Below are 23,771 nucleotides of genomic sequence, written 5' to 3'. Positions count from 1 at the left end.
AACCAGACCACACCACGGGGTGGCGGATCCAGTCAATTCAACCAATTCAATACAATAAATTGGTATCAACAAACTTGGCACACTATTGAGTTCTCAAACAACAGACACATTCGAATAATTCCCGAAACAATTCATATTCAACTGAATTCTTTTGTTTCGCTTTTCTTCGCTGCGATGTTTATAGCTTATTTCATTCTTATTCACTTTGCAAATCCGGGTTATTTTCCCGATATTCACTCTGTGGAACGAATCCGCCCATCAAAAAGTGAAGCTTTTCATCATTTTCGTGCTTTGCACACGATGAATTGCTTCTCTTGTGAAGGGGTTTGTCACCACTCAATGGCGGCGACTCAGAAAACAATACACGCTCCCCCGAGACCGTGCAAATCGGCTGCGGAGGAGCGTGAATGGGGGCTTGGCGAGGCTAAGGAACCAGGACTTCGACAGTCGCGAGATTCTTCTTTCCGCGGCGCAGGAGCAGGTACTGGCCATGCAGCAGTTCCGATTCGGAGATGACAGCTTCCGGGTCGGACACCTTCTCGTTGTTTACATAGGCGCCGCCTTCGCCGACGGTCCGCCGGGCCGCGGACTTGCTCTCCGACAGGCCGGATGCCACCAGCAGGTCAATGATCCCGAGGCCATCCACCTGGATGCGGGCGGACGGAAGCTCCGACGTGGCTGCTTCCAGGGTTGGCCGGTCCAGGGCGGACAGGTCACCGTTGCCAAAAAGTGCAGCGGACGCCGCGATGACTTTCTCCGTTGCCTCCACACCGTGGACCAGGGAAGTCACTTCGAACGCCAGCTTCCGCTGGCCTTCCCGGGCAAAGGGACGTTCGGCAACGGCAGCTGCCAGCGTTTCGATTTCAGCGCGGCTCAGGAAAGTGAAGACCTTCAGCCGGTCCACCACGTCAGAGTCGGCGGTGTTCAGCCAGAACTGGTAGAAGGCGTACGGGCTGCACATGCCGGCGTCGAGCCAGATGGCGTTGCCTTCGCTCTTGCCGAACTTCGTGCCATCCGAGTTGGTGATCAACGGCGTACCCAGGGCGTGCACACTCTTGCCCTCAACCTTGCGGATGAGTTCAGTGCCGCTGGTGAGGTTGCCCCACTGGTCCGAACCGCCGGTCTGCAGCATGCAGCCGTAGTCACGGAACAGCTGGAGGTAGTCCATGCCCTGCAGGATCTGGTAGCTGAATTCCGTGTAGCTGATGCCCTCGTCCGAACTGAGGCGGGACGCAACAGCATCCTTGCGAAGCATGGTGCCGACCCTGTAGTGCTTTCCGATCTCGCGCAGGAAGTCGATGGCGCTCAGCGGTGCGGTCCAGTCGAGGTTGTTGACCATGCGGGCGGCGCTGGGGCCATCGAAGCTGAGGAATCGGCGAACCTGAGCCTGCAGGTAGCCCACCCATTCGTTAACGGTGTCCTTGGTGTTCAGCGTGCGTTCTGCGGTGGGCCGCGGATCGCCGATCAGTCCTGTGGATCCGCCCACCAGTCCCAGCGGCTTGTGCCCTGCGAGCTGCAGCCGGCGCATCACGAGGAGTTGGACCAGGTTGCCCAGGTGCAGGCTGGGCGCGGTGGGGTCGAATCCGCAGTAATAGGTGATCGGATCACCGGCGAGGAGCTTTTCCAGTTCCTCTTCATCGGTGGAGACGTGGACCAGGCCGCGCCACTTCAGCTCCTGCCAGACATTGGCGAAGGTGGGGTCGTTCTGCTGGGATTCGAGATCGTTGAGTTCTGACACGACTTCTAAGTTAGCAGGATCGGCGACGCCCGGCGCCGAAATGAACGGCGCCGGCCGTCGAGAGGCAAAGCGGACCGGCTCAGCCTTCTATGCCTGCCGGAATACCTTCCGCGGCGATCAGCCGGAGCCGCTGGGTGGGTCGGGTCATGGCGACGTACAGATCGCCCACCCGGCCATGCTCGCGGTTGAGCATGACGGACGGCTCGAGCACCACAACGCCGTCGAACTCCAGGCCCTTGGCCTCGCGCGGGCTGATGACCACGATGTCCTGTTCGTAGCTGCCCGCGCCGTTGCCGATGCGCCGGCCGTACACGGCACGAAGGGCTGACGTTGCAGCCGGCAAAAGGTCGCCGTCGGCAATCACGGCGAGGAGGCCGCCGTCGAGCGCTGCCAGTTCCTCGGGGAGCACCTCCACCAAACGGCTCACCACCTGTCCGTGGTCAACCTTGTCGATGACGGGGGCCCACCGTCCCTCGCGGACGGCCTTCGGCGCGGAAACCACCAGTCCGGCCGCGTTGGCCATGCGGGCGGCGGCTTCGGCGATCTGGGAGGGCGTCCGGTAGTTGACTGTCAGCTCCTCCAGCTGCCAGCGGTCACCGAACATGGGCGCCAGGGCCCCCTGCCAGGAGTTCGCGCCGGCGACTGAACTGGTCTGCGCGATGTCGCCCACGATGGTGAAGGATTTCAGCGGGCAACGGCGGACCAGCAGGCGCCATTGCATGGGCGAAAGCTCCTGCGCCTCATCCACCACGATGTGGCCGAATGCCCACGTGCGGTCGCTGGTGGCGCGCTCGGCGGCCGTCAGGCGGTTCTCGCGCTCCTGGTTCTGATCGGCGAGTTCCTCCGCAGTGATGAGGACATCGACACCCATGTCCCCCATGTTCACCAGTGTCTGCTTGGCGTTGGCAAGGTCGCGGGCGCGGTCGTGCTCCTGCTGTGCAAGGCCACGTCCCGCCGCCGGGTCCATTTCGCCAAGGAGCTCCGCGGCCTCGTCCAGCAGCGGGACGTCGGCCTCGGTCCAGGGCGCACCAGCGGGGCGCAGAAGCAGCGAGCGCTCCCTAAGGGACAGGTTCGGTGTGCAGGCCGCCAGGACTGCGGGCTTGCTCAGAAGCTCGGTGATCAGCTTCTCCGGAGTCATCGGCATCCAGCACAGGTTCAGGACGATCCGGACGTCGCGGGCCGTGCGGACGTCTTCTGCCAGATACGAGCGGTCGGCGTTGTTGCCGATGCTCCCGGCCTCCACAAGATCGGTCATCTGCTCGGTCAGTTCGCGGAGCAGAATTTTGATAAACGTCAGGCGTGCCTCGTTGTGCGGCTTGCCGGTGGACCGGGCACGTTCGCGCGCACGGCTTACCTGCCGCCGCGTCAGCACCAGCTTGCGGCCGTCGACGTCCAGGACACGGTCCTCGGCGGGGATCCGCTGCCGGTTCGCCACCGCATTGGCCACAACCTTCACCATGTCCAGCCGCCCCTTGATGGCCGCGACCTCTGCCTCAGGTTCAGCAACCGCTTTGATCCCGGGCATCAGGCGACCCACGCTGGCCATGACCACGCCGGTCTCACCGAGCGAGGGAAGAACACGTTCGATGTACTTCATAAAGGACGACGACGGGCCCACCAGCAGCACGCCGGCAGTCTTCAGCCGTTCCCGGCGTGTGTAAAGCAGGTACGCGGCCCGGTGCAGTGCCACAGCAGTCTTACCGGTACCGGGGCCACCCTGCACCACGAGGGCACCGGAAATGGAGGACCGGATGATGCGGTCCTGCTCGGACTGGATGGTGCCGACGATGTCGGACATCCGGCCCGTGCGCTTGGAATCCAGAGCCGCCAGCAATGCTCCTTCGCCCTGCAGCGAGGCGTCGTCCGCGAGCATGTCCGCATCAAGGACGTCATCCTCGATGGCCTTGACTTCCCGGCCCTGCAGAATCAGGTGCCGCCGGCGGCGGACGCCCTGCCGGTCAAACGCCGTTGCCTGGTAGAAGTGGCCGGCTTCGGGCGCGCGCCAGTCCACCATGAGCCGCTGGAGGTCATCGGTGGTCAGGCCGATGCGCCCAATGTACTGGGCCTCACCGGAATCCAGGTCGAGGCGGCCGAAGACCAGGCGGTCGTCGACGGCGTCGAGCTGGGCGAGGCGGTCCTCGTAGAGCGCGGCGAAGGCGTCGCGTTCAGAGACATTCTGCATGGTGCCCACGGCACCGGCCCGGCGGACCTGTGCCAACTGCTGGCGCTTTTCCGTGCGGAGCTCTTCCAGCCGCGCGTAAAGGCCGGCAACATAGTTCCGTTCGTGGGCCAAATCGGCGTCGAGCATTTAAACGTTCCCCTATCGCAAAAGACAGACCGTCCATTCTACAACCATTTCGGTTAACGCGCCCGCCGGTCCCCTGCCCCGGAAGTCACCCAATGTTCACTTTCAGGCCGCACACTTCCGTAGCCGTTCCGCCCCGTGAGTGATTCAATACTGCAATGCACCACGAGAACGTCCTGACCGGATACGGGCTTTCCCTCCTTCCGTTGGCACCGCACCATGCCGAAGGGCTGTTTGACTTCCTGGACGCCGCGATGTGGGCAGGAATGGCCGCGCCCCTGCCTGCCACGGCGCACGAGCTTTCGGGGCTGTTTGCGGCCAGGATTGAGGACCCGGCCAGCCTGGCCTTCGCCGTGACGGACCAGCGGACCGGGGCCCTCCTGGGCACAACCGCGCTGAATGCGTTCGATGCCGCCCAGCAACGCGTGGAAGTCGGCGGCACGTTCTTTGGACGGCAGTTCTGGGGCACGCACGTAAATCCCGCCAGCAAGCACGCCCTGCTCACCTTTGCGTTCGAAAGCCTTCACGTTCAGCGCGTTGCGTTTCGCTGCGACGCACGCAATGTGCGCAGCGCCGCAGCCATCGAACGGCTGGGGGCAACGTTCGAGGGCGTGTTGCGCAGCCACCGCCTGGCACCTGACGGCACACGTGCGGATTCCGCAGTGTTCTCGGTCCTGGGGCAGGAATGGCCCGCGGTGCAACAGCGCCTCCAGCACCGGTTGGCGCCGTTCGCCCTTGCCGGAGACCACCCCGGCGGGACTGATTATGCCCGGCGCACCTTTGCCGCCTTGTAGCGGGACACGGTGGGATCGCCTGGCAGCCAGAAGCGCCAGGGATACGCCGAGGAGCCGCCGTCGCCGGAAACGCCCACCCTCGGCCCGGAACTGAACACCGGAGCGGGTACCGAAGGCAGCCGCAGCTCGAAGGGGTCAGCCAGCGCATCCCGGCCGCTGTCGGCGGTAGTGAGGGCCAGCGTGGTGGCCAGCCGGGCCGGGCCGCTCGCCAGGTCAAGGGCCGATTTCGACGTCGGACGCCGCACCATCGCGAGGTGCTGCCCCTCCACCACCTCGCCCGCCCGCAGCAGGACGGCAGAGGCGGTGCCCGCCGGGCCGCAGACGATGTTGGCGCAGTAGTGCATGCCATACGTGAAGTAGACGTAGAGGTGGCCGGCAGGGCCGAACATGGGCGCGTTGCGGGCCGTGGGGCCACGGAAAGTGTGGGAGCCGGGATCCGGATGCGACGAGTCGCCGGGACCCATGTACGCCTCCACCTCGGTGATCCGCACAGCCACCGTTCCCTCGTGGCTGTGGTGGGTCAGTACGGATCCCAGCAACCGCGGAGCGACCCTCCGGGCGTCGCCGGACAGCAGTTCGCGGAGCTGATCCGGGCTGGCGGGACTCAGGCTGGCGGTCATGGTCCGACTCTATCGAACGCCACGGCCGTGTCCGATTTCCGCTAGCAGTCCCGGTCGCCGGCTGGCAGGATGGAGGTCATGGACTTCTGGCAGCGCTACCGCGCGATTGACGCGCGGGACACCCGGTTCGACGGGCAGTTCTACACCGCTGTCCGGACCACCGGCATCTACTGCCGCCCGTCCTGCCCCGCCAGGACCCCGAAAGCCGTGAACGTCACCTTCTACGAAACCTCTGCCGCAGCGCACGACGCCGGCTACCGGGCGTGCAAGCGCTGTCTCCCGGAAGCAGTGCCAGGCACGCCTGCGTGGAACATCCGGCAGGACCTGGCGGGCCGCGCGATGCGCCTGATCAACGACGGCGTAATCAACCGGGACGGGGTGGAGGGCCTCGCCGCCCGGCTGGGGTACTCCTCCCGCCAGCTCAACCGGATCCTCAGCCACGAACTTGGCGCCGGCCCGCTCTCCCTGGCCCGGGCCAGCCGCGCCCAGACCGCCCGCACCCTGTTGGTGTCCACAGCGATGAAGCTGGCGGACATCGCATTCGCCTCCGGCTTCAGCAGCGTCCGCCAGTTCAACGACACCATGGTGGAGGTGTTCGCCATGACGCCCACTGCCCTGCGCGCGACCGCCAGGCACCACCGCTCCCCTGCCGCCGCGACGTCGCTGACGTTGAGCCTGCCGTACCGCGAACCGTTCGATCCCGGCATCTTTTCCTTCCTCGCCGTCAGGGCGATCCCCGGGATCGAGGCGGGGACGCCGACGTCGTACGCCCGTACTTTGCAGCTTCCGCATGGCGATGCCCGCTTCAGCGTGACTTACGACGACGGCGCTCCCGGACGGCCGCTGACCCTCACCATCGGCGCGGTGGACCTCCGGGACCTGCCCGCACTGCTGAGCAGGGTACGCCGGCTCTTCGACCTCGACGCCGATCCGGTGGCCATCGACAGTGCCCTGTCCCAGGAGCCCCGCCTGGCCGCCTCGGTTGCCACTGCGCCGGGCATCAGGATGCCCGGCGCGGTGGATCCGCGGGAGCTGCTCATCCGGGCGATGATCGGGCAGCAAATCACCGTGGCTGCGGCCCGGACCGCACTGACGCAGCTGGCCGCTGCCGGCAGTCCCAGCGCGGTCCCCGGCGAGGGCCTTGACCGGCTGTTTCCCACCGCGGCCGAAATCGCCGAGACCGGCTACACGCTGCTGCGCGGTCCGCAACGCCGGATTGACGCCATCCGTTCCGCCGCGTCGGCCCTGGCTGGAGGCCAACTGGATTTTGGCTACGGGGACGATCTGCCCGGGCTCGGCGCCAAGCTGCTTCCCCTTCCCGGGGTGGGCCCGTGGACCGTGGGCTACGTGGCAATGCGTGTCCTCGGCGCGCCGGACGTGTTTCTGGCCAACGACGCCGCGGTGCGAAACGGCATCCGGGCGCTCGCCCCAGCCCTCACGAACCAAGACGGCGGCGGCGTTGAGGCGCCTGGCGTGACGCCAAGCCCCGATTTCCGCGAGGTCAGCCCGTGGCGGTCCTACGCCACTATGCACATGTGGCGCGCCGCTGCGGAGTCCAAATCCTCCAAACCTATACAAGCCGTTCCAGAGAAAGCGATGCTATGAAAGCCCAGCTGTTAGTGATGTCCACCCCGGACGGACCGTTCACCATCCTTGCCCAGGACGGCGTGGTCCTCGCCTCGGGCTGGACCGCCGAGCCGGGCGAGCTGACGGGCCAGATCCACCCCGAGCTGCGGCCGGGCGACGTCGAAGCGGTCACGGACCTGGGCAGCATCTCCCGGGCCGTGGAGGCCTTCTATGACGGCGATCCCGCGCCTGCCATGGCCGTCCCCGTGCGCCAGAAGTCTGGGCCGTTCCGGTCGCACGCCTGGGATGTGCTGAGGACCGTTCGTCCCGGGTCGCCGGTGACGTACACCGAGTATGCCGGGCTTTCCGGAAATCCGAAGGCGGTCCGGGCCGCGGCCAGCGCGTGTGCGTTCAACGCGGCTGCCTTGTTTGTGCCGTGCCACCGCGTCATCCGCACAGACGGTTCCCTGGGCGGTTTCCGCTGGGGCCTGGCCATCAAGGAGAGCCTGCTGGCCCGCGAGGCCGGATAGGGCTACCGCGCTGCGGGTGTCCCGGATGGAGTGGCTCCGGCAGCCGGTGTCCCGGATGGCCAGGGCAGCAGTTCCGGGAGGTCCACGCCGTCCGCGGCGGCTGTTGCCCGCAGGCTGCCGAGCGATGGCTCACGGCCGGCCAGCCAGGCGGCAATGTCAGTGATCATCCCGCTGATGACGGTGGAACGGCCGAGGCCAAGGGTCACGGGCGGGAGCCCGAGTGGCTGCAGCACGAGTTTTTCCCCCGGCGGGACACGGGCCGCCAGGAAGTCGAAGAGGTGCTCGCAGAACTTCCGGCTCCACGTCTCGGGCCCGAGGCCCGCGTCCAGGTCCGCGGTGTGGATCACCAGTTCACGCCACAGCGCGAGGCCGCCGTCGAAGACCACTCCTCCACGGTAGGCAATGGAGGCCTGCCAGTCGGCGTCTCCTTCCAGCGAATCAAAAGCCTTCAGTGCCCGGTCCAGGCCGGCCTGCAGGTCTCCCCGGTGCGCATCCGCGTAGTGGCCGGCGGCCATCTCGATGGCCTTCGTGCGTCCGTCCTGGCCGCCGTCATACAGCTCAACAGTGGCGCCGCGGGCGGCAAATTCCAGCTGCCGCGCCATGGCGTTGGAGATGCCGGCGAGATGCGCCAGGACGTGCCCGCGGGTCCAGCCGGGCAGTCCCGACGGTGCCTTGACATCCTCATCGGTGAATTTCGCGGCGGTCGAGGCCACGGCGTCGGCGGCCTTATGCAGTTCGGCCAGTAGTTCTGAAGTAGTGATCTCAGTCATAGCGCCATGGTAGCCGACAGAGTTAACGACTCTTAACGCAGAACGCTCTCTCAGTTAATGCATGAATATCGGCAACGCTCTCTCACTTTCTTGAGGAAAGTGAGAGAGCGTTGGCCAAAATGACGCATTAAGTGAGAGAGCGTTTGTGGGTTAGGCTGCGTACCCGCGCACGCCGGCGAGCTCGCCTTCCAGCGCGAGCAGCTGGCGTTCGACGGCGGCGGGTGCGGTGCCGCCCTGTGAGTTGCGGCTGTTCAGCGACCCTTCCGTGGACAGGACCGTGCGGACCTCCGGAGTCAGGTGCTCCGAAATAGCTGCGTATTCCTCATCTGTCAGGTCCCACAGCTCCACGTCGCGGCTTTCGGCCTGCTTGACCGCTGCTCCGGAGAGTTCGTGCGCCTCGCGGAACGGAACACCCTGGCGGACCAGCCACTCGGCAATGTCCGTGGCCAGCGCGAAGCCCTGCGGTGCCAGCGACTCCATCCGTTCCGTGTTGAACTTCAGCGTCGCGATCATGCCCGAGACAGCCGGAAGCAGCAGCTCCAGGGTGTCGGCGGCATCGAAGACCGGTTCCTTGTCCTCCTGCAGGTCGCGGTTGTACGCGAGCGGCAGTCCCTTGAGCGTGGCCAGCAGCCCGGTCAGGTTGCCGATCAGGCGCCCTGCCTTGCCGCGGGCCAGCTCGGCGACATCGGGGTTCTTCTTCTGCGGCATGATCGAGGAACCAGTGGAGTAGGAATCGTGCAGGGTCACAAAGGAGAACTCCTTGGTTGCCCAGAGAATGACTTCCTCCGAAACGCGGGACAGGTCCACCCCGATCATGGCCGTAACCCACGCAAACTCGGCGAAGACATCGCGCGATGCGGTGCCGTCAATGGAGTTGTGCGTGGCGGAGAAGAAGCCCAGGTCCGCCGCGACGGCCTCCGGGTCGAGGCCCAGCGACGAGCCTGCGAGGGCACCGGAACCGTACGGCGAGACCCCTGCGCGCTTGTCCCAGTCCTGGAGCCGCTGCACATCGCGCAGTAGCGCCCAGGCATGGGCCAGCAGGTGGTGGCTGAGCAGGATGGGCTGGGCATGCTGCAGGTGAGTACGGCCTGGCATGGCCACACCCTGATGGGCCTTGGCCTGCCCCACCAGCGCCTCGATGGTTGCCAGCACGCCGCGCGCGATGATCCGGGCGTGGTCACGCAGGAACATGCGGCCCAGCGTGGCCACCTGGTCGTTGCGGGACCGTCCGGCGCGGAGCTTGCCGCCCAGCTGGGTGCCAGCGCGCTCGATCAGGCCGCGTTCCAGTGAGCCGTGTACGTCCTCATCGGACTCCGCCGGCAGGTAGGCGCCGGAGGCCACGTCGTCGTCCAGCCGGCCGAGGGCGTCGAGCATGCCCTCGAGTTCGGGATCGTCCAGCAGGCCTGCCTTGTGAAGCACGCGGGCGTGCGCCTTGGAGCCGGCGATGTCGTAGCGGGCCAGCCGCCAGTCAAAGTGCGTGGACTTACTCAGGGCTGCGAGGGCATCCGCGGGGCCGCCGGCGAACCGGCCACCCCACAGTGCGCCGGTGTTGGTCGCGTCGGATTTCGGGGTTTCGACAGGCTCAACCACCGATTCTTACTTTCCTGCGACGCGGATATCGCGGCCGGAGGCAACCTTGGCGGACATGCCCCACAGCTCGATGAAGCCGCGCGCCATGGACTGGTCGAACGTGTCGCCGGTGTCGTAGGTGGCGAGGTCGAAGTCGTAGAGCGAGGTCTCGGAGCGGCGGCCGTTGACGATCGCCTGTCCACCGTGCAGCACCATGCGGATGTCGCCGGTGACGTACTTCTGGGTGTCTTCGATGAACGCGTCCAGGGAGCGCTTGAGCGGCGAGAACCACTGGCCGTCATAGACCAGCTCTGCCCAGCGCTGGCCAACAGTGGCCTTGAAGCGGGCCTGCTCGCGCTCGACGGTGATGTCCTCGAGGTGCTTGTGCGCGGTGATCAGCGCCATGGCACCCGGGGCTTCGTAGATTTCGCGGGACTTGATGCCCACGAGGCGGTCCTCCACGACGTCGATCCGGCCCACACCCTGCGCGCCGGCACGGCGGTTCAGTTCCTTGATGGCCTGCAGCGGGGTGACCCGGACGCCGTCGATTGCTACCGGCACGCCGGCTTCGAAGGAAATGGTGACCTCATCCGGGGCCGGCGGGAACTCCGGCGTCGCGGTGTAGTCGTAGATGTCCTTGGTGGGCGCGTTCCAGATGTCCTCGAGGTAACCGGTTTCGACGGCGCGTCCCCAGACGTTCTGGTCGATCGAGTACGGGTTCTTCTTGGTGGTCTCGATCGGCAGTCCCTTTTCCTCGGCGAAGGCGATGGCCTTGTCGCGGGTGAGGGCGAGGTCGCGGACCGGTGCGATGCACTTCAGGTCCGGGCCGAGGGTCTGGATGCCCACCTCAAAGCGGACCTGGTCGTTGCCCTTGCCGGTGCAGCCGTGGGCCACGGTGGTGGCGCCGAATTCACGGGCGGCCTTGACCAGGTGCTTGACGATGACCGGCCGGGAGATGGCCGAAACCAGCGGGTAGTGGCCCTGGTAGAGGGCGTTGGCCTTCAGCGTGGGCATGCAGTATTCGTTGGCGAACTCGTCGGACGCGTCGGCCACGTAGGCTTCGACGGCGCCGCAGCCGAGGGCGCGCTGGCGGATGGTCTCCAGCGACTCGCCGCCCTGTCCGACGTCGACCGCGACGGCGATGACCTCGGCACCGGTGGCTTCACCGATCCAGCCGATGGCTACGGAAGTATCGAGGCCACCGGAGTAGGCCAGAACAATGCGCTCAGTCACGAAAATGCTCCTAATTGGGGTTGTAGATGTTGATCGGGGAAATTCTTCAGGGAAAAACGTTCTGGGGAAAGCCTGTCACACCGGGAGGGTGTTCGGGCGGTGTGGGCCTACTGGCCGCCGCCGGCTTCCTCGGCGAGCTGCAGGAACCGGACCGCGAGGTCCTGCCCGCCCTGCGGATCCCGGGAAACCAGCAGAACTGTGTCGTCACCGGCAATGGTTCCCAGGATGGAGGGCATCACCGAGTGGTCGATGGCCAGGGCCAGGAAGTTGGCCGCACCGGGCGGGGTCCGGAGCACCGCGATGTTGGCCGAGGCTTCCGCCGTGACCAGGAGTTCACTGCACAGCCGGGCAAGCCGGGCATCCAGGATCTCCTGGCTGACCCCGCTCTTGGCCGCACGTTCGCCGCCCTCGCCGGGGACGGCGTAAACCAGCACGCCTTCCTTGCCGCGGACCCGGACGGCGCCGAGTTCCACGAGGTCCCGGGACAGCGTGGCCTGGGTGACCTGGACGCCGTCGTCCGCCAGCAAAGCAGCCAGCTCCGCCTGGGAGCGCACCGATTCACCCGTCAGGATCGCGGTGATGCGCGCCTGGCGGGCCGTTTTGGTGGCCGGGCTGGAGCCCGGCGATGCCGGCGGGACGGACACTAGTTGCCAGCCTCCACGGGGGCCAGTCCTTCGACGACGGCGAGCCCGGACCGGTGCATCAGCCAGGCCATCAGTGCCTTCTGCGCGTGCAGCCGGTTCTCCGCTTCGTCCCAGACGATCGACTGCGGGCCGTCGATGACGCCCGCCGAAATCTCGTAGCCGCGGTAGGCGGGCAGGCAGTGAAGCACGACGGCGTCCTCCGCCGCGTGTGCCATGGCCTCCTCATCCACGGAGTACTCCCGGAACAGCTGCAGCCGGGCTTCCTTTTCGGCTTCCTGGCCCATGGAGACCCAGGTGTCCGTGGCTACAACGTCGGCGCCCTTGAGGGCAACGGCGGCGTCGGTGGTGACCAGTACGGAACCGCCGGTCTGGGCGGCGCGCTCCTCCGCTGCGGCAACGATCTCCGCGGCCGGGAGGTAGCCTTCCGGGCCGGCGATGCGGACGTGCATCCCGGCGGTGACGCCGGCCAACAGGTAGGAGTTGGCCATGTTGTTGGCGGCGTCGCCCAGGTAGCTCATGGTGAGGCCCGCCAGCTCGCCCTTGTGTTCCTTCACCGCGAGCAGGTCGGCCAAGAGCTGGCACGGGTGGTAGTCGTCGCACAGGGCATTGATAACCGGCACCCTGGAGTTCGCCGCCATGGCCACGAGGCCCGAGTGCGCGCCGGTGCGCCACACAATGGTGGACACCATACGCTCCAGGACCTTGGCGGTGTCCTCGACAGACTCCTTATGGCCGATCTGGGCTTCGCCGGGGTTGATGATCAGGGCGTTGCCGCCCATGTCCGCGATGCCGGTGGCGAAGGAAACCCGGGTGCGGGTGGAGGTCTTGTCGAAGATCACGGCTACAGTTTTGCGGCCGTTGCCCTCCGCGGCGAAGGGCTGCACGCTGTACGGCGCGGCCTTCATCCGGACGGCCAGGTCCAAAACCTCGGCCTGCTCAGCGGGGCTGAGGTCCGTGTCCTTCAGGAAGTGGCGTGTGCTGCTGGCTGTGCCGGCGGAAGAAACTACAGGGGTCACTGCGCGTCCTTAGCTGTCTGGAGGATTGCCGGGAGGCCGGCGAGGAAGGTGCCGGCCTGGTCCTTGGTGAGGATAAGCGGCGGGGCAAGCCGGATGGTGCGCGGGCCGGGGCTGTTGACGATAAAACCGGCGTCGAGGCCTGCGGTCACCACGGCGGGGGCCACGTCGGCGTCCAGGTCGAAGCCGATGAGCAGGCCTTCGCCGCGGACTTCGGTGACGCCGTCGACGTCGGCGAGCCCGGTGCGGAGATAGTCCCCCACAACTGCAACGTTTTCCAGGACCCGCTGGCTTTCGATCGCGTGCAGTGTGGCCAGCGCGGCCGCCGTCGCCACCGGGTTGCCGCCGAAAGTGGTGCCGTGCTGGCCCGCGGACAGGAGCGACGAAGTCCGCTCACCGAACGTGAGGAGCGCACCGATGGGGAAGCCGCCGCCGAGGCCCTTTGCCAGGGTGATCGCGTCCGGAACAATCCCGGCGTCCTCGGTCGCGAGCCATTTGCCGGTGCGGCCGATGCCGGTCTGGACCTCGTCCAGGATCAGCAGGGCGCCGGCTTTGGTGGTCGCCTCGCGGGCTGCCCGCAGGTAGCCGACGGGCAGGGGCCGGACTCCGGCTTCGCCCTGGATGGGCTCCAGGAAAACGGCGGCCACGGTCTCGTCGACGGCTGCTTCCAGTGCTGCGATGTCGCCGAACGGGATGTGCACCACGCCGCCGGGCAACGGCTCAAACGGCGCGCGGTAGGCTTCCTTGGCGGTCAAGGCCAGGGCACCCATGGTGCGTCCGTGGAAGGCACCTTCCAGGGCGATGATCTTGGTGCGGGGTGCGCCGTCCGGGCCTGTTGCGTTGCGCCGCGCCAGCTTAAAGGCGGCCTCGTTGGCTTCCGTGCCGGAGTTGGTGAAGAACACCTTCGAGCCCGCCGGGGCTTTCGTCAGGGCCAGCAGCTTTTCGGCAAGCGCGATCTGCGTGGGGCTGGTGAAGAAGTTGGAGACATGGCCCAGCGTGGCCAGCTGGCTCGAAATCACGGACGTGACAAACGGGTGGGCATGGCCGAGGGCGTTGACGGCGATGCCGCCGAGCAGGTCCAGGTATTCCTTGCCGTCGGCGTCCCAGACCAGGCAGCCGGCACCGCGGACCAGGACACGCTGCGGCGTGCCAAAGACACCCATCAGGGACGTGGAGTAGCGCGTAAGCCACTCAGCCCCGCTGCTGTGGCCTGTACCGTCAACCAGGTCTCCCACCGGAGTCTTCTCGAGTGTGCTGGCCACGTGGCTTCCTGTTTTTACCGCGTTCATGAGTTGGCTCCCTGTTCTTGGCTGTCTGCGTCTTCGTCGGGAACAACCTGGGTGCCTATGCCCGCCGTCGTGAATGTTTCCAGGAGCATCGAGTGCGGCAGGCGGCCGTCCACGATGTGCGCGCGTTCCACTCCGCCATCAATGGCCTTGAGGCACGCTTCCATCTTGGGGATCATGCCCGATTCGAGCGAGGGCAGGAGCTGGCGCAGCTCCGAGGCGGTGAGGGAGGAGATGAGGGAGGACTTATCCGGCCAGTTGGCGTACAGTCCTTCGACGTCGGTGAGGATCACCAGTTTGGAGGCCCCCAGCGCTTCGGCGAGGGCCGCCGCTGCAGTATCCGCGTTGACGTTCAGGACCTGGCCCGTGGTCTGGACCTCTCCGGCCGCCGTCTCGACGCCGGAGGACTCGATTTCCGGGGCCACGGTGGAGATGACCGGGATGCGGCCGGCAGCGAGAATGTCCAGGATGCCTTCCGGGTTCACGCCGACAACTTCGCCCACCAGGCCGAGGTCCACTTCTTCGCCGTCGATGACGGTGCCGGTCCGGACGGCACGGAGCAGGCCGCCGTCTTCGCCGGACATTCCCACCGCATAGGGGCCGTGGGAGTTGATCAGGCCCACCAGTTCGCGGCCCACCTGGCCGGTGAGGACCATCCGGACCACGTCCATGGCTTCGGGGGTGGTGACGCGGAGGCCGCCCTTGAACTCGGACTCGATACCCAGCCGCGCCAGCATGGAGTTGATCTGCGGACCGCCGCCGTGGACCACCACGGGGTGGATGCCCACATGGTGCAGGAACACCACGTCTTCGGCGAACGCACGGCGCAGTTCGTCATTAACCATGGCGTTTCCGCCGTATTTGATCACCATGGTGGTGCCGGCGAACCGCTGGATCCAAGGCAGCGCCTCGATCAGGGTGCCGGCCTTGCTTTGGGCATCACTCATGGACGTCGTTTCACGGGTCTGGGTGTTCATGCGTGCAGTATCTCCAGGGGTGGCTGGTTGATTAGCTCGGGGATTGGCTCGGGGATCAGCTTGAGTAGGCGCTGTTCTCGTGGACGTAGTCGTGGGTGAGGTCGTTGGTCCAGACGGTCGCCTCCGCGTCGCCGGCCTGCAGGTCAATCTCAACGTGGACTTCGCGGGGTTCGAGGTCCACCAGGTTGCGGTCGTCGCCGATGCTGCCGTTGCGGCAGATCTGGATGCCATTGATGGCCACGTTCAGCTGGTCTGGTTCGAACACGGCGTCAGTGGTGCCCACGGCGGACAGTACGCGGCCCCAGTTGGGGTCCTTGCCGAAGATGGCTGCTTTGAAAAGGTTGGACCGCGCCACGGAGCGGCTGACCGTTTCAGCGTCCCGCTCGCTTGCGGCGTTGAACGTACGGATGGCGATGTCGTGGCTGGCGCCTTCGGCGTCCCCGATCAGCTTGCGCGCCAGTTCGGCGCACACCTGGGTCAGCCCGGCACCAAAGGCTTCGGCGGACGGGACGGCACCGGACGCGCCGGAAGCCAGCAGCACCACGGTGTCATTGGTGGACATGCAGCCGTCCGAATCAGCCCGGTCGAAGGTGACGCGCGTGGCGTCGCGGAGGACGACGTCGAGCATTTCCGCCTCGACGTCGGCGTCAGTGGTGAGGACCACCAGCATGGTGGCCAGGCCGGGTGCCAGCATGCCGGCGCCCTTGGCGATGCCGCCGATGGTGAACTCCTGGCCGTCGGCGTCCGTGCCGATGAACAGTGCGGACTTCGGCACTGAGTCTGTGGTCATGATGGCAGTGGCCGCATCCGGACCGCCGTCCGTGCTGAGCGCTGCCGAGGCAGCCTCGACGCCCGGGAGGATCTTGTCCATGGGCAGCTGCTCGCCGATCAGGCCGGTGGAACAGACAAACACGTCCGTCGCCGAGATGCCGAGGACCGCGGCCACTTTTTCGGCCGTGCTGTGGGTGTTCTGGAACCCCTGGGGACCCGTACAGGCGTTGGCGCCGCCGGAGTTGAGGACCACTGCGTCCACGCGGCCGTCCGAGACCACCTGGCGGGACCAGTGGACGGGGGCCGCGGCCACCCGGTTGCTGGTGAAGACGGCGGCCGCCGCCTTGGACGGGCCGTCGTTGACCACCAGGGCGAAGTCCGGCTTACCGGAGGTCTTCAGCCCGGCGGTGACGCCAGCGGCGCGGAATCCCAGGGGGGCGGTAACGGTCACGGTGCAACTCCCTGCAGGTTGAGGCCGGCGGTTTCCGGCAGGCCAAGCGCAATATTCATGGACTGCACGGCGCCGCCGGCAGTCCCCTTGGTGAGGTTATCAATGACGCACGTCACAATCACGCGGCCGGTGTGTTCATCCAGTGCCAACTGCATGGCCGCGTGGTTGGAGCCCTGGACGGACTTGGTGGCGGGCCACTGCCCTTCCGGCAAGAGGTGGACAAACGGTTCGTCGTCGTACGCATCCGCCCACGCCTGGCGGAGGTCCGCCGCGGTGGTGCCGGGCTTGACCTTCGCGGTGGCGGTGGTGAGGATGCCGCGGCTCATCGGCGCGAGCGTCGGGGTGAAGGACACAGTGACACTCTCCCCGGCAGCATTGGAGAGGCCCTGTTCAATTTCGGGGGTGTGGCGGTGGCCGCCGCCCACTCCGTACGGGCTCATCGAGCCCATCACCTCAGAACCGATCAGGTTCACCTTCGCGGCCTTGCCCGCACCCGAGGTGCCGGAGGCGGAAACGATGACGACGTCGTCGGGCTGGAGCAGCTCGGCGGCGAACCCGGGCGCCAGGGCCAGGAGGGCCGACGTCGGGTAGCAGCCCGGGACGGCGATCCGGGTGGCGCCCTTGAGGGCTTCGCGCTGGCCGGGGAGCTCCGGCAGGCCGTAGGGCCACATCCCGGCGTGGGCCGAGCCGTAGAACTTTTCCCACGCGGCCGGATCTTCAAGGCGGTGGTCTGCGCCGGCGTCGATCACTACGGTCCCCTCCGGGAGCTGTGCCGCGATCTCGGCGGAAGCGCCATGCGGGAGCGCCAGGAACACCACATCATGCCCGGAGAGGTTCTCCACCGTGGTGTCTTCCAGGATGCGGCTGGCCAGTCCGTGCAGGTGCGGCTGCAGCTCGCCGAGGCGGGAGCCTGCATTGCTGTGCGCGGTGATGGCGCCGATGGTCACGTCCGGATGTCCCGCCAGGAGCCGCAGGACTTCTCCCCCGGCGTAGCCGCTGGCTCCGGAGACGGCAACAGAAATAGTCATGCCGTGAATCTTACAGCAAAAGTATTCAGTGTGTCCGATATTTATGCATCGATGTTGGCATCGATTCCCAGGGCCGCTGGACAAGCAGGCGTAAGCTGGGGTGAGGGTGATCATGACCGTGCAGTCCGAATGTCGGCTGCACCGTTGCCCGAAACAGTTACGAGGCCCGCTCCATGACCACCACGTTCCCCACGTCAGAGCGCCCTAAATCGCGTGTCCGGCAGCCCAACGCCGTTGTCCTGAGCTATTCGGAGCTGCTGAAGAGCGTCAAGGCTGAAGGCCTGCTGGAACGCCGCGTCGGTTTCTACATCACGCTCTTTGCCAGCCTGGTACTCCTGATGGCCGCCACCTGGTTCGGGTTTGCCCTGATCGGCGACAGCTGGTTCCAGCTCCTCATCGCCGCGGCCGTCGGGATCCTCTGCACACAGCTGAGTTTCCTGGCCCACGAGGCCGGGCACCGCCAGATATTCGCGTCCCGCCGCGCCAACGACTGGACCGCCCGGATCCTGGCCACCTCGGTTGCCGGCATGAGCTACTCCTGGTGGGAGCAGAAGCACGGCGCCCACCACAACCACCCCAACGTCATTTCGAAGGATCCGGACATTGCCACCGGCGCCATCGCCTTCCACACCGAAGGTGCCGCCACACGGCAGGGCCGGTTTTCGTTCCTGACCCGCAAGCAGGGCTGGTTCTTCTTCCCGTTACTGTTCCTTGTTGGCCTGGGGCTGCAGATCGATTCCGTTAAGTTCGTCTTCCGGCGGGCCAAGGTGACACACCGCTGGGTAGAGCTTCCCATCCTGGTGGCCCGACTGAGCCTGCTGCCCGTGCTCGCTTTTACATTCCTGCCACTGGGAATGGCGTTCGCCTTCATCGGCGTACAGCTTGCCGTCTTTGGTTTCTACATGGGTGCTTCCTTCGCGCCGAACCACAAGGGCATGCCGGTCCTGCCCGCGGACAGCCGCGTGGACTTCTTCAGCCGCCAGGTCCTGACGTCACGGAACATCTCCGGTGGCCGGTTTATGGACATCCTGCTCGGCGGCCTGAACCGCCAGGCTGAGCACCACCTCTTCCCGGACATGGCACGCCCCCAACTGGACAAGGCAGCCAAGATCGTCCGCGAGTACTGCAACAAGCACCAGGTTCCCTACACGGAAACCACGCTCCTGCAGTCCTACGGCATCATCGTCCGCTACCTCAACGAAGTGGGGCTCGCTGCCGGGCGCCACTTCGAGTGCCCCATGGCAACGGTGACCCGGCGGTTCTAGCACGCATCCCGAGCCACGCGGGCTCCCCCGCATGACTCTGCCGCGCATGACCCGAAGCGACGGCCGGCTACCGGCTGTCGCTTCGTCGTCGGTAGCGGTATCCCTAGGATGGTTAGAGACACCGGCCGCGGGAAACCCCCGCCCGGAGAGGAGACCTTTTATGCAAGCCATCGTTGCCCGCCAGTCCGGAGGTCCGGAAGTCCTCGAGATCGCCGAGGTGGACCGACCGACGCCGGGTCCCGGCCAGTTGCTCATCAAGGTGGCGGTAGCCGGTGTGAACTTCATCGACACCTATCAGCGCGGGGGCATGTACCAGGTCCCGTTCCCCTTTACTCCTGGCTCGGAAGCCGCTGGGACTGTAGAGGAGCTCGGCGAAGGCGTCGAAAACTTCGCAGTCGGCAGCAGGGTGGCCACGGCCGAGGGCGCCAAATGCTACGCCGGCTACGCGGTGCTCGATGCGGCAAAGGCACTTCCGGTGCCGGACGGCGTCGACGACCTGACGGCGGCTGCCTTGCCGCTCCAAGGCATGACCGCCCACTACCTCATCAATTCCTCCTTCAAGGTCGAACCGGGCCACACAGTACTGACGCACGCAGGTGCCGGCGGCGTCGGCCTGCTGCTGATCCAACTGCTGAAGGAGAGGGGCGCGCGCGTCATCACCACGGTTTCCTCGGAGGCCAAGGGAGAACTTGCCCGCGACGCCGGGGCCGACCATGTGCTGCGGTACGAAGGCTTCCCCCACCATGTCCGCGAACTCACCAACGGGAAGGGCGTGGACGTGGTGTACGACGGCGTCGGCCGGAACACCTTTGACGGGTCCCTCTCCTGCCTCCGCACGCGAGGCATGCTGGTCCTGTTCGGGGCAGCCTCCGGGGCCGTTCCGCCGGTGGATCCGCAGCGCCTCAACGCCGGCGGGTCGCTGACGCTGACGCGTCCGTCCCTGGCCCACTTCCTGCTCAACGAGCAGGAGCGACGCTGGCGCTCGGCGGAGATCTTCGCCGCCGCAGAAAAGGGGAGCCTGATGGTACGGATCGGCGCCACGTACCCCCTGGCCGAGGCGCGACGTTCCCATGAGGACCTCGAGGGCCGGCGCACCACGGGCAAGGTCCTGCTGGTTCCCTGATGGATACAGGCAGATGCGTGAACAGAACATGAAACTTCAACTAATTCTGGGCACCTTGCGTTCACTTTACTCAGGCAGAATCCATCCGTGAGTGAGGATCAGTCAAACGTCGTAGCATCCCTGCAGGAGGATCCCTACCGCCCCCAGCTGGACGGTTTTCCCCTGGCCCCGCCCGAGCGGACCCTCATGGCCATCCTGGCGGACTCGGCGGCACGTTTCCCGGAGGCCTCAGCGCTCGACGACGGCCGGCGTTCCCTGAGCTACGCCGACCTGATGGCCGCGGTCCGGGCCAAAGGACGGGAGCTCCAGGCCGCCGGGCTGGGCGCCGGCGACAGGATAGGTGTGCGGATTCCGTCCGGGACCAGCGAGCTCTACATCTCGATTCTCGCTATCCTGCACATCGGTGCCGCCTACGTTCCGGTGGACGCCGACGACCCTGAGGAACGTGCCCGGCTCGTTTTCGGTGAGGCTGGCGTAGCCGCAGTGCTCACGGGTGGGGCCGCGGTCTCCGTGCCTGACTCCCCGGAACCCGCTGAACGCGGTGAACGCGGTGAAGCCGAGCGTCGTGCTGCCGAAAGCCGTTCAGCCGAGCCCGGCGATGACGCGTGGGTGATCTTTACCTCCGGTTCCACCGGCACGCCAAAGGGCGTCGCGGTCCAGCACCGCTCCGCCGCCGCCTTTGTTGACGCCGAAGCCCGGATCTTCCTGCAAGCGGAGCCCCTCGGCCCGCAGGACAGGGTACTGGCAGGGCTTTCGGTCGCCTTTGATGCCTCGTGTGAGGAAATGTGGCTTGCCTGGCGTCACGGCGCCTGCCTGGTGCCCGCACCGCGGGCCCTGGTCAGGACCGGAACGGACCTCGGCCCGTGGCTCATCAGCCACGGCATCACCGCAGTGTCCACCGTTCCGACCCTGGCTGCCCTCTGGCCGGCCGAGTCCCTGGAGAGCGTCCGGCTCCTGATTTTCGGCGGCGAGGCCTGCCCGCCCGAGTTGGCCGAGCGGCTTGCCGTCCCGGGCCGTGAAGTCTGGAACACCTACGGCCCCACGGAGGCCACGGTAGTGGCCTGCGCGGCTCCCCTCGGTGGCCCCGGTCCGGTCCGGATCGGACTTCCCCTGGACGGCTGGGACCTGGCCGTAGTGGATGCTGAAGGACTGCCCGTCGGCGAAGGGGAGATCGGCGAACTGATCATTGGCGGCGTCGGATTGGCCCGATACCTTGACCCGGACAAGGACCGGGAGAAGTACGCACCCATGCCGTCATTCGGCTGGGACCGCGCCTACCGTTCGGGCGACCTGGTCCGCTACGAAGCCGCCGGACTGATCTTCATGGGCCGCGCCGACGAACAGGTCAAGCTCGGTGGACGCCGCATCGAACTGGGCGAAATTGACGCCGCCCTGCAGGCCCTCCCGCACGTTGCCGGAGCTGCTGCAGCAGTACGGACAACCGCTGCAGGAAACCAGATCCTGGTGGGCTACCTGGCCGCCGCCGACGCTGACCTGGATCTGGCGGCCGCCCGCAAACTCCTGGCGGAGAGCCTACCCGCGCCGCTCATTCCGCTGCTGACCGTCGTCGACTCCCTGCCTACCAAAACCAGCGGCAAGGTGGACCGCCACGCCCTGCCCTGGCCGCTGACCGGGACCGGCGCGGCGGAAGCCGACGCTGCCCCCTTGAACCTGCCCGAAGATGCCTCCTGGGTGGCCGAACAGTGGACTGCAGTCCTGGGCAGCCGCGTAACAAGCCTCGACGCCGACTTCTTCGCCTACGGCGGCGGCTCCCTGTCCGCTGCCCAGCTGGTCTCAGCCCTCAGGGTCCGGTACCCGACCATCACAGTCGCCGACATTTATGCCACACCCAGGATCGGTGCGCTGATTGATGCGGCCCGCCAGACCCTTCCCGACGGAGTGGCCACCGGGCCGGCGCCGTCCCGGACTGTACGCCCCACCGCGTTTAAGTCCCAGGTCTTCCAGTCGCTGATGGGTATTCCCTTGCACATTCTGGTGGGGATGCGCTGGCTGACCTACCTCATGGCGGCCAACAACGTGCTGGCCGCGATGGCCGGCTTCAGCGCTGCCCCCACCGTTTCCTGGTGGTGGGTGGCCGCCTCCTGGCTCGTCTTCGTCTCCCCGGCCGGCCGGATGCTGATTTCCGTGGCCGCGGCCCGGATGCTGCTCCGGAAGGTGCGGCCGGGAACGTACCCGCGCTCCGGGCGGGTGCACCTGCGCCTCTGGCTGGCCGAACACGTCCAGGACCTCGCCGGGGCCATCAGCCTCGCCAGTGCACCATGGGTGCCGTACTACGCCCGGGCGTTGGGCGCCAAGATCGGCAACAACGTCCAACTGCACTCGCTGCCGCCTGTCACCGGGATGCTTTCCCTCGGCAGCGGCTCCAACGTCGAGCCTGAGGTGGATCTTTCCGGTTGGTGGATCGACGGGGACATCGTCCACATCGGGGCCGTCCATATCGGGGCAGGAGCCAGCGTCGGGGCGCGCAGCACGCTGATGCCCGGCGCTTCCATTGGCGCCGGAGCCCAGGTGGAGCCCGGCTCGGCCGTCCTCGGCAAGGTGAAGGCCGGCCACCACGTTGCCGGGTCCCCGGCCGAGCGCAGGGGCAGGGCCAAGCACTCGCTGCCGGACACTCCTGCCGAACATCGGCTGATTGGCCGGCTCTGGTTCGCCGGATTCGCCATGGCTTCAGCCGTGCTGGCCCTGATCCCTTACGTCTCCGCCGCCGCTGCGGCACTGGTGGTCTTTGCCTTCATCCAAGGCAGTGAATCGCTCTACGCAGCCGTCCCGCAACTCCTGCTGGCCCTCGCACCCGCGGCCCTCGTGTGGTTCGTCGTCAACCTCCTCCTCATTTTGGTCACTACCCGGCTGCTCGGCATCGGCCTGGCGGAGGGCTACTACCGCGTCCGCAGCCGGATCGGCTGGCAGGTCTGGGCGACGGAACGCGTACTGGACCTGGCCCGCGACCTGCTCTTCCCCATCTACGCTAGCCTTTTCACGCCGGTCTGGCTGCGCCTGCTGGGCGCCAAGATCGGCAAGAACGTCGAAGCCTCCACGGTCCTGCTCATCCCCAAGATGACCACCGTGGGCGAAGGCGCCTTCCTGGCCGACGACACCATGGTGGCCTCCTACGAGCTCGACGGCGGGTGGCTGCGGATTGCGCCCGCGAAGATCGGCAAGCGCTCCTTCCTGGGCAACTCGGGCATGACCGCTGCCGGCCGGAATGTCCCCAAGAACTCACTCGTCGCCGTCCTGTCGGCCACACCGGCCAAGGCCAAGTCCGGGACCTCCTGGTTGGGCAGCCCGCCTGTGCGGCTCCGGCGCACCGCCATCGCCTCGGACGACACCCGCACGTACCAGCCGCCGCTGCGGCTCAAGTTTGCCCGCTGCCTCTGGGAACTGGGCCGCTTCATCCCCGTGGTGGTAACGGTGGCGATCGCCGCCGGCGTGATGCTTGCTTTTGACTGGCTGGCCGCTACCTACAACTACGGGATTGCCGCAGCCCTGGGCGGCGTCGTGATGCTGCTGGCGGGCGCGGCGGCCGCGGGCAGCGCCGTCGTCGCCAAATGGGTCCTCGTGGGCCGGATCCGGGCCGGCGAGCACCCGCTCTGGAGCTCCTTCATTTGGCGCAACGAGGTGGTCGATACGTTTATCGAAATGGTCAGCGCCCCCTGGTTCGCGCGGGCAGCCACCGGGACCCCGGCCCTGGTCTGGTGGCTCCGGGCGCTCGGTGCCCGGATCGGCCGCGGCACGTGGTGCGAAAGCTACTGGCTCCCCGAAGCGGACCTGGTCACCCTCGGGCGGAACTCCACCGTCAACCGTGGCTGTGTGGTCCAGACGCACCTGTTCCATGACCGGGTCATGAGCCTGGACACTGTTACCCTCGAAGACGGAGCCACCATGGGGCCCCACGGCGTTATCCTGCCGCAGGCAAGCATCGGCAGCGGCGGAACTGTTGGACCGGCTTCTCTGGTGATGCGGGGCGAATCCGTTCCCGCCGCGACCTATTGGATGGGCAACCCGGTGAGCCCCTGGAGCGGTCCCGCAGCGTCCGCTCCCAAACCCCGCTAGCCCCGCAATACCAGCTG

General features: G+C 66.7%; 18 protein-coding genes. 6 read left to right on the top strand and 12 right to left on the bottom strand.

Annotated elements, in window-relative coordinates:
- Window positions 1–424 precede the first annotated feature (424 nt).
- The gene (gene tyrS / locus ASG77_RS06990) at window positions 425–1,738 is read right to left on the bottom strand and encodes a tyrosine--tRNA ligase (RefSeq protein WP_056343031.1); all 1,314 of its coding nucleotides are present in this window, start codon (window positions 1,736–1,738) and stop codon (window positions 425–427) included.
- A gap of 79 nt (window positions 1,739–1,817) precedes the next feature.
- Window positions 1,818–4,046 carry a HelD family protein gene (locus ASG77_RS06985; protein WP_056343029.1) on the bottom strand — a complete coding sequence of 743 codons (2,229 nt, stop codon included), beginning with the start codon at window positions 4,044–4,046 and terminating at the stop codon, window positions 1,818–1,820.
- A 155-nt stretch (window positions 4,047–4,201) separates the two neighbouring features.
- On the opposite strand from ASG77_RS06985, the gene ASG77_RS06980 reads away from it, so the two are divergent.
- Window positions 4,202–4,837 carry a GNAT family N-acetyltransferase gene (locus ASG77_RS06980; protein WP_082575875.1) on the top strand — a complete coding sequence of 212 codons (636 nt, stop codon included), beginning with the start codon at window positions 4,202–4,204 and terminating at the stop codon, window positions 4,835–4,837.
- Here the strand turns inward: ASG77_RS06980 and ASG77_RS06975 are convergent.
- Window positions 4,807–5,457, bottom strand: a complete 651-nt coding sequence (locus ASG77_RS06975; protein ID WP_056343026.1) for a DNA-3-methyladenine glycosylase — start codon at window positions 5,455–5,457, stop codon at window positions 4,807–4,809. The genes ASG77_RS06980 and ASG77_RS06975 overlap by 31 nt on opposite strands.
- A gap of 78 nt (window positions 5,458–5,535) precedes the next feature.
- Between ASG77_RS06975 and ASG77_RS06970 the strand changes: the two genes are divergently transcribed.
- Complete coding sequence (locus ASG77_RS06970; RefSeq protein WP_056343023.1) at window positions 5,536–7,062, top strand: AlkA N-terminal domain-containing protein; 1,527 nt, start codon at window positions 5,536–5,538, stop codon at window positions 7,060–7,062.
- Complete coding sequence (locus ASG77_RS06965; RefSeq protein WP_056343020.1) at window positions 7,059–7,553, top strand: methylated-DNA--[protein]-cysteine S-methyltransferase; 495 nt, start codon at window positions 7,059–7,061, stop codon at window positions 7,551–7,553. Before ASG77_RS06970 ends, ASG77_RS06965 begins: the two co-directional genes overlap by 4 nt.
- A gap of 2 nt (window positions 7,554–7,555) precedes the next feature.
- Here ASG77_RS06965 and ASG77_RS06960 read toward each other — a convergent pair whose 3' ends face one another.
- The 9 genes from ASG77_RS06960 to argC form a co-directional block, all read right to left on the bottom strand.
- Window positions 7,556–8,323: a maleylpyruvate isomerase family mycothiol-dependent enzyme gene (locus tag ASG77_RS06960; protein WP_056343016.1), complete on the bottom strand. Its 768-nt coding sequence runs from the start codon at window positions 8,321–8,323 to the stop codon at window positions 7,556–7,558.
- Window positions 8,324–8,473: 150 nt separating this feature from the next.
- The gene (gene argH / locus ASG77_RS06955; RefSeq protein ID WP_056343014.1) at window positions 8,474–9,913 is read right to left on the bottom strand and encodes an argininosuccinate lyase; all 1,440 of its coding nucleotides are present in this window, start codon (window positions 9,911–9,913) and stop codon (window positions 8,474–8,476) included.
- 6 nt (window positions 9,914–9,919) lie between these two features.
- A complete protein-coding gene (locus tag ASG77_RS06950) occupies window positions 9,920–11,125 on the bottom strand; it encodes an argininosuccinate synthase (protein ID WP_056343011.1) in 1,206 nt (401 codons plus the stop codon).
- A 107-nt stretch (window positions 11,126–11,232) separates the two neighbouring features.
- Window positions 11,233–11,769: an arginine repressor gene (locus tag ASG77_RS06945; RefSeq protein ID WP_056343008.1), complete on the bottom strand. Its 537-nt coding sequence runs from the start codon at window positions 11,767–11,769 to the stop codon at window positions 11,233–11,235.
- Window positions 11,769–12,785 (bottom strand): ornithine carbamoyltransferase, encoded by a 1,017-nt coding sequence (gene argF, locus ASG77_RS06940; RefSeq protein ID WP_056343005.1) that lies wholly within the window; start codon window positions 12,783–12,785, stop codon window positions 11,769–11,771. The genes ASG77_RS06945 and argF overlap by 1 nt, the downstream gene beginning before the upstream one ends.
- Window positions 12,782–14,071, bottom strand: a complete 1,290-nt coding sequence (locus tag ASG77_RS06935) for an acetylornithine transaminase (protein ID WP_056343003.1) — start codon at window positions 14,069–14,071, stop codon at window positions 12,782–12,784. Before ASG77_RS06935 ends, argF begins: the two co-directional genes overlap by 4 nt.
- Window positions 14,068–15,045 carry an acetylglutamate kinase gene (argB, locus tag ASG77_RS06930; protein ID WP_056342999.1) on the bottom strand — a complete coding sequence of 326 codons (978 nt, stop codon included), beginning with the start codon at window positions 15,043–15,045 and terminating at the stop codon, window positions 14,068–14,070. The genes ASG77_RS06935 and argB overlap by 4 nt, the downstream gene beginning before the upstream one ends.
- Window positions 15,046–15,100: 55 nt before the next feature.
- Window positions 15,101–16,267, bottom strand: a complete 1,167-nt coding sequence (gene argJ / locus ASG77_RS06925; protein WP_056342997.1) for a bifunctional glutamate N-acetyltransferase/amino-acid acetyltransferase ArgJ — start codon at window positions 16,265–16,267, stop codon at window positions 15,101–15,103.
- The gene (gene argC / locus ASG77_RS06920; protein ID WP_056342994.1) at window positions 16,264–17,295 is read right to left on the bottom strand and encodes an N-acetyl-gamma-glutamyl-phosphate reductase; all 1,032 of its coding nucleotides are present in this window, start codon (window positions 17,293–17,295) and stop codon (window positions 16,264–16,266) included. Before argC ends, argJ begins: the two co-directional genes overlap by 4 nt.
- Window positions 17,296–17,468: 173 nt before the next feature.
- Here argC and ASG77_RS06915 point away from each other — a divergent pair, with 173 nt between their 5' ends.
- The 3 genes from ASG77_RS06915 (at window position 17,469) to ASG77_RS06905 (ending at window position 23,754) form a co-directional block, all read left to right on the top strand.
- A complete protein-coding gene (locus ASG77_RS06915; RefSeq protein ID WP_056342990.1) occupies window positions 17,469–18,560 on the top strand; it encodes a fatty acid desaturase family protein in 1,092 nt (363 codons plus the stop codon).
- 160 nt (window positions 18,561–18,720) lie between these two features.
- Window positions 18,721–19,683, top strand: coding sequence for a quinone oxidoreductase family protein (locus ASG77_RS06910; protein ID WP_056342987.1), 963 nt, complete (start codon window positions 18,721–18,723; stop codon window positions 19,681–19,683).
- Between the two features lie 186 nt (window positions 19,684–19,869).
- Complete coding sequence (locus tag ASG77_RS06905; protein WP_056343061.1) at window positions 19,870–23,754, top strand: Pls/PosA family non-ribosomal peptide synthetase; 3,885 nt, start codon at window positions 19,870–19,872, stop codon at window positions 23,752–23,754.
- Window positions 23,755–23,771: the final 17 nt, after the last annotated feature.

Source organism: Arthrobacter sp. Soil762, from assembly GCF_001428335.1.
Classification (GTDB): Bacteria; Actinomycetota; Actinomycetes; order Actinomycetales; family Micrococcaceae; genus Arthrobacter.
The sequence above is the reverse complement of the archived record's forward strand: the minus strand, read 5'-3'. Positions and strand labels throughout refer to the sequence as shown.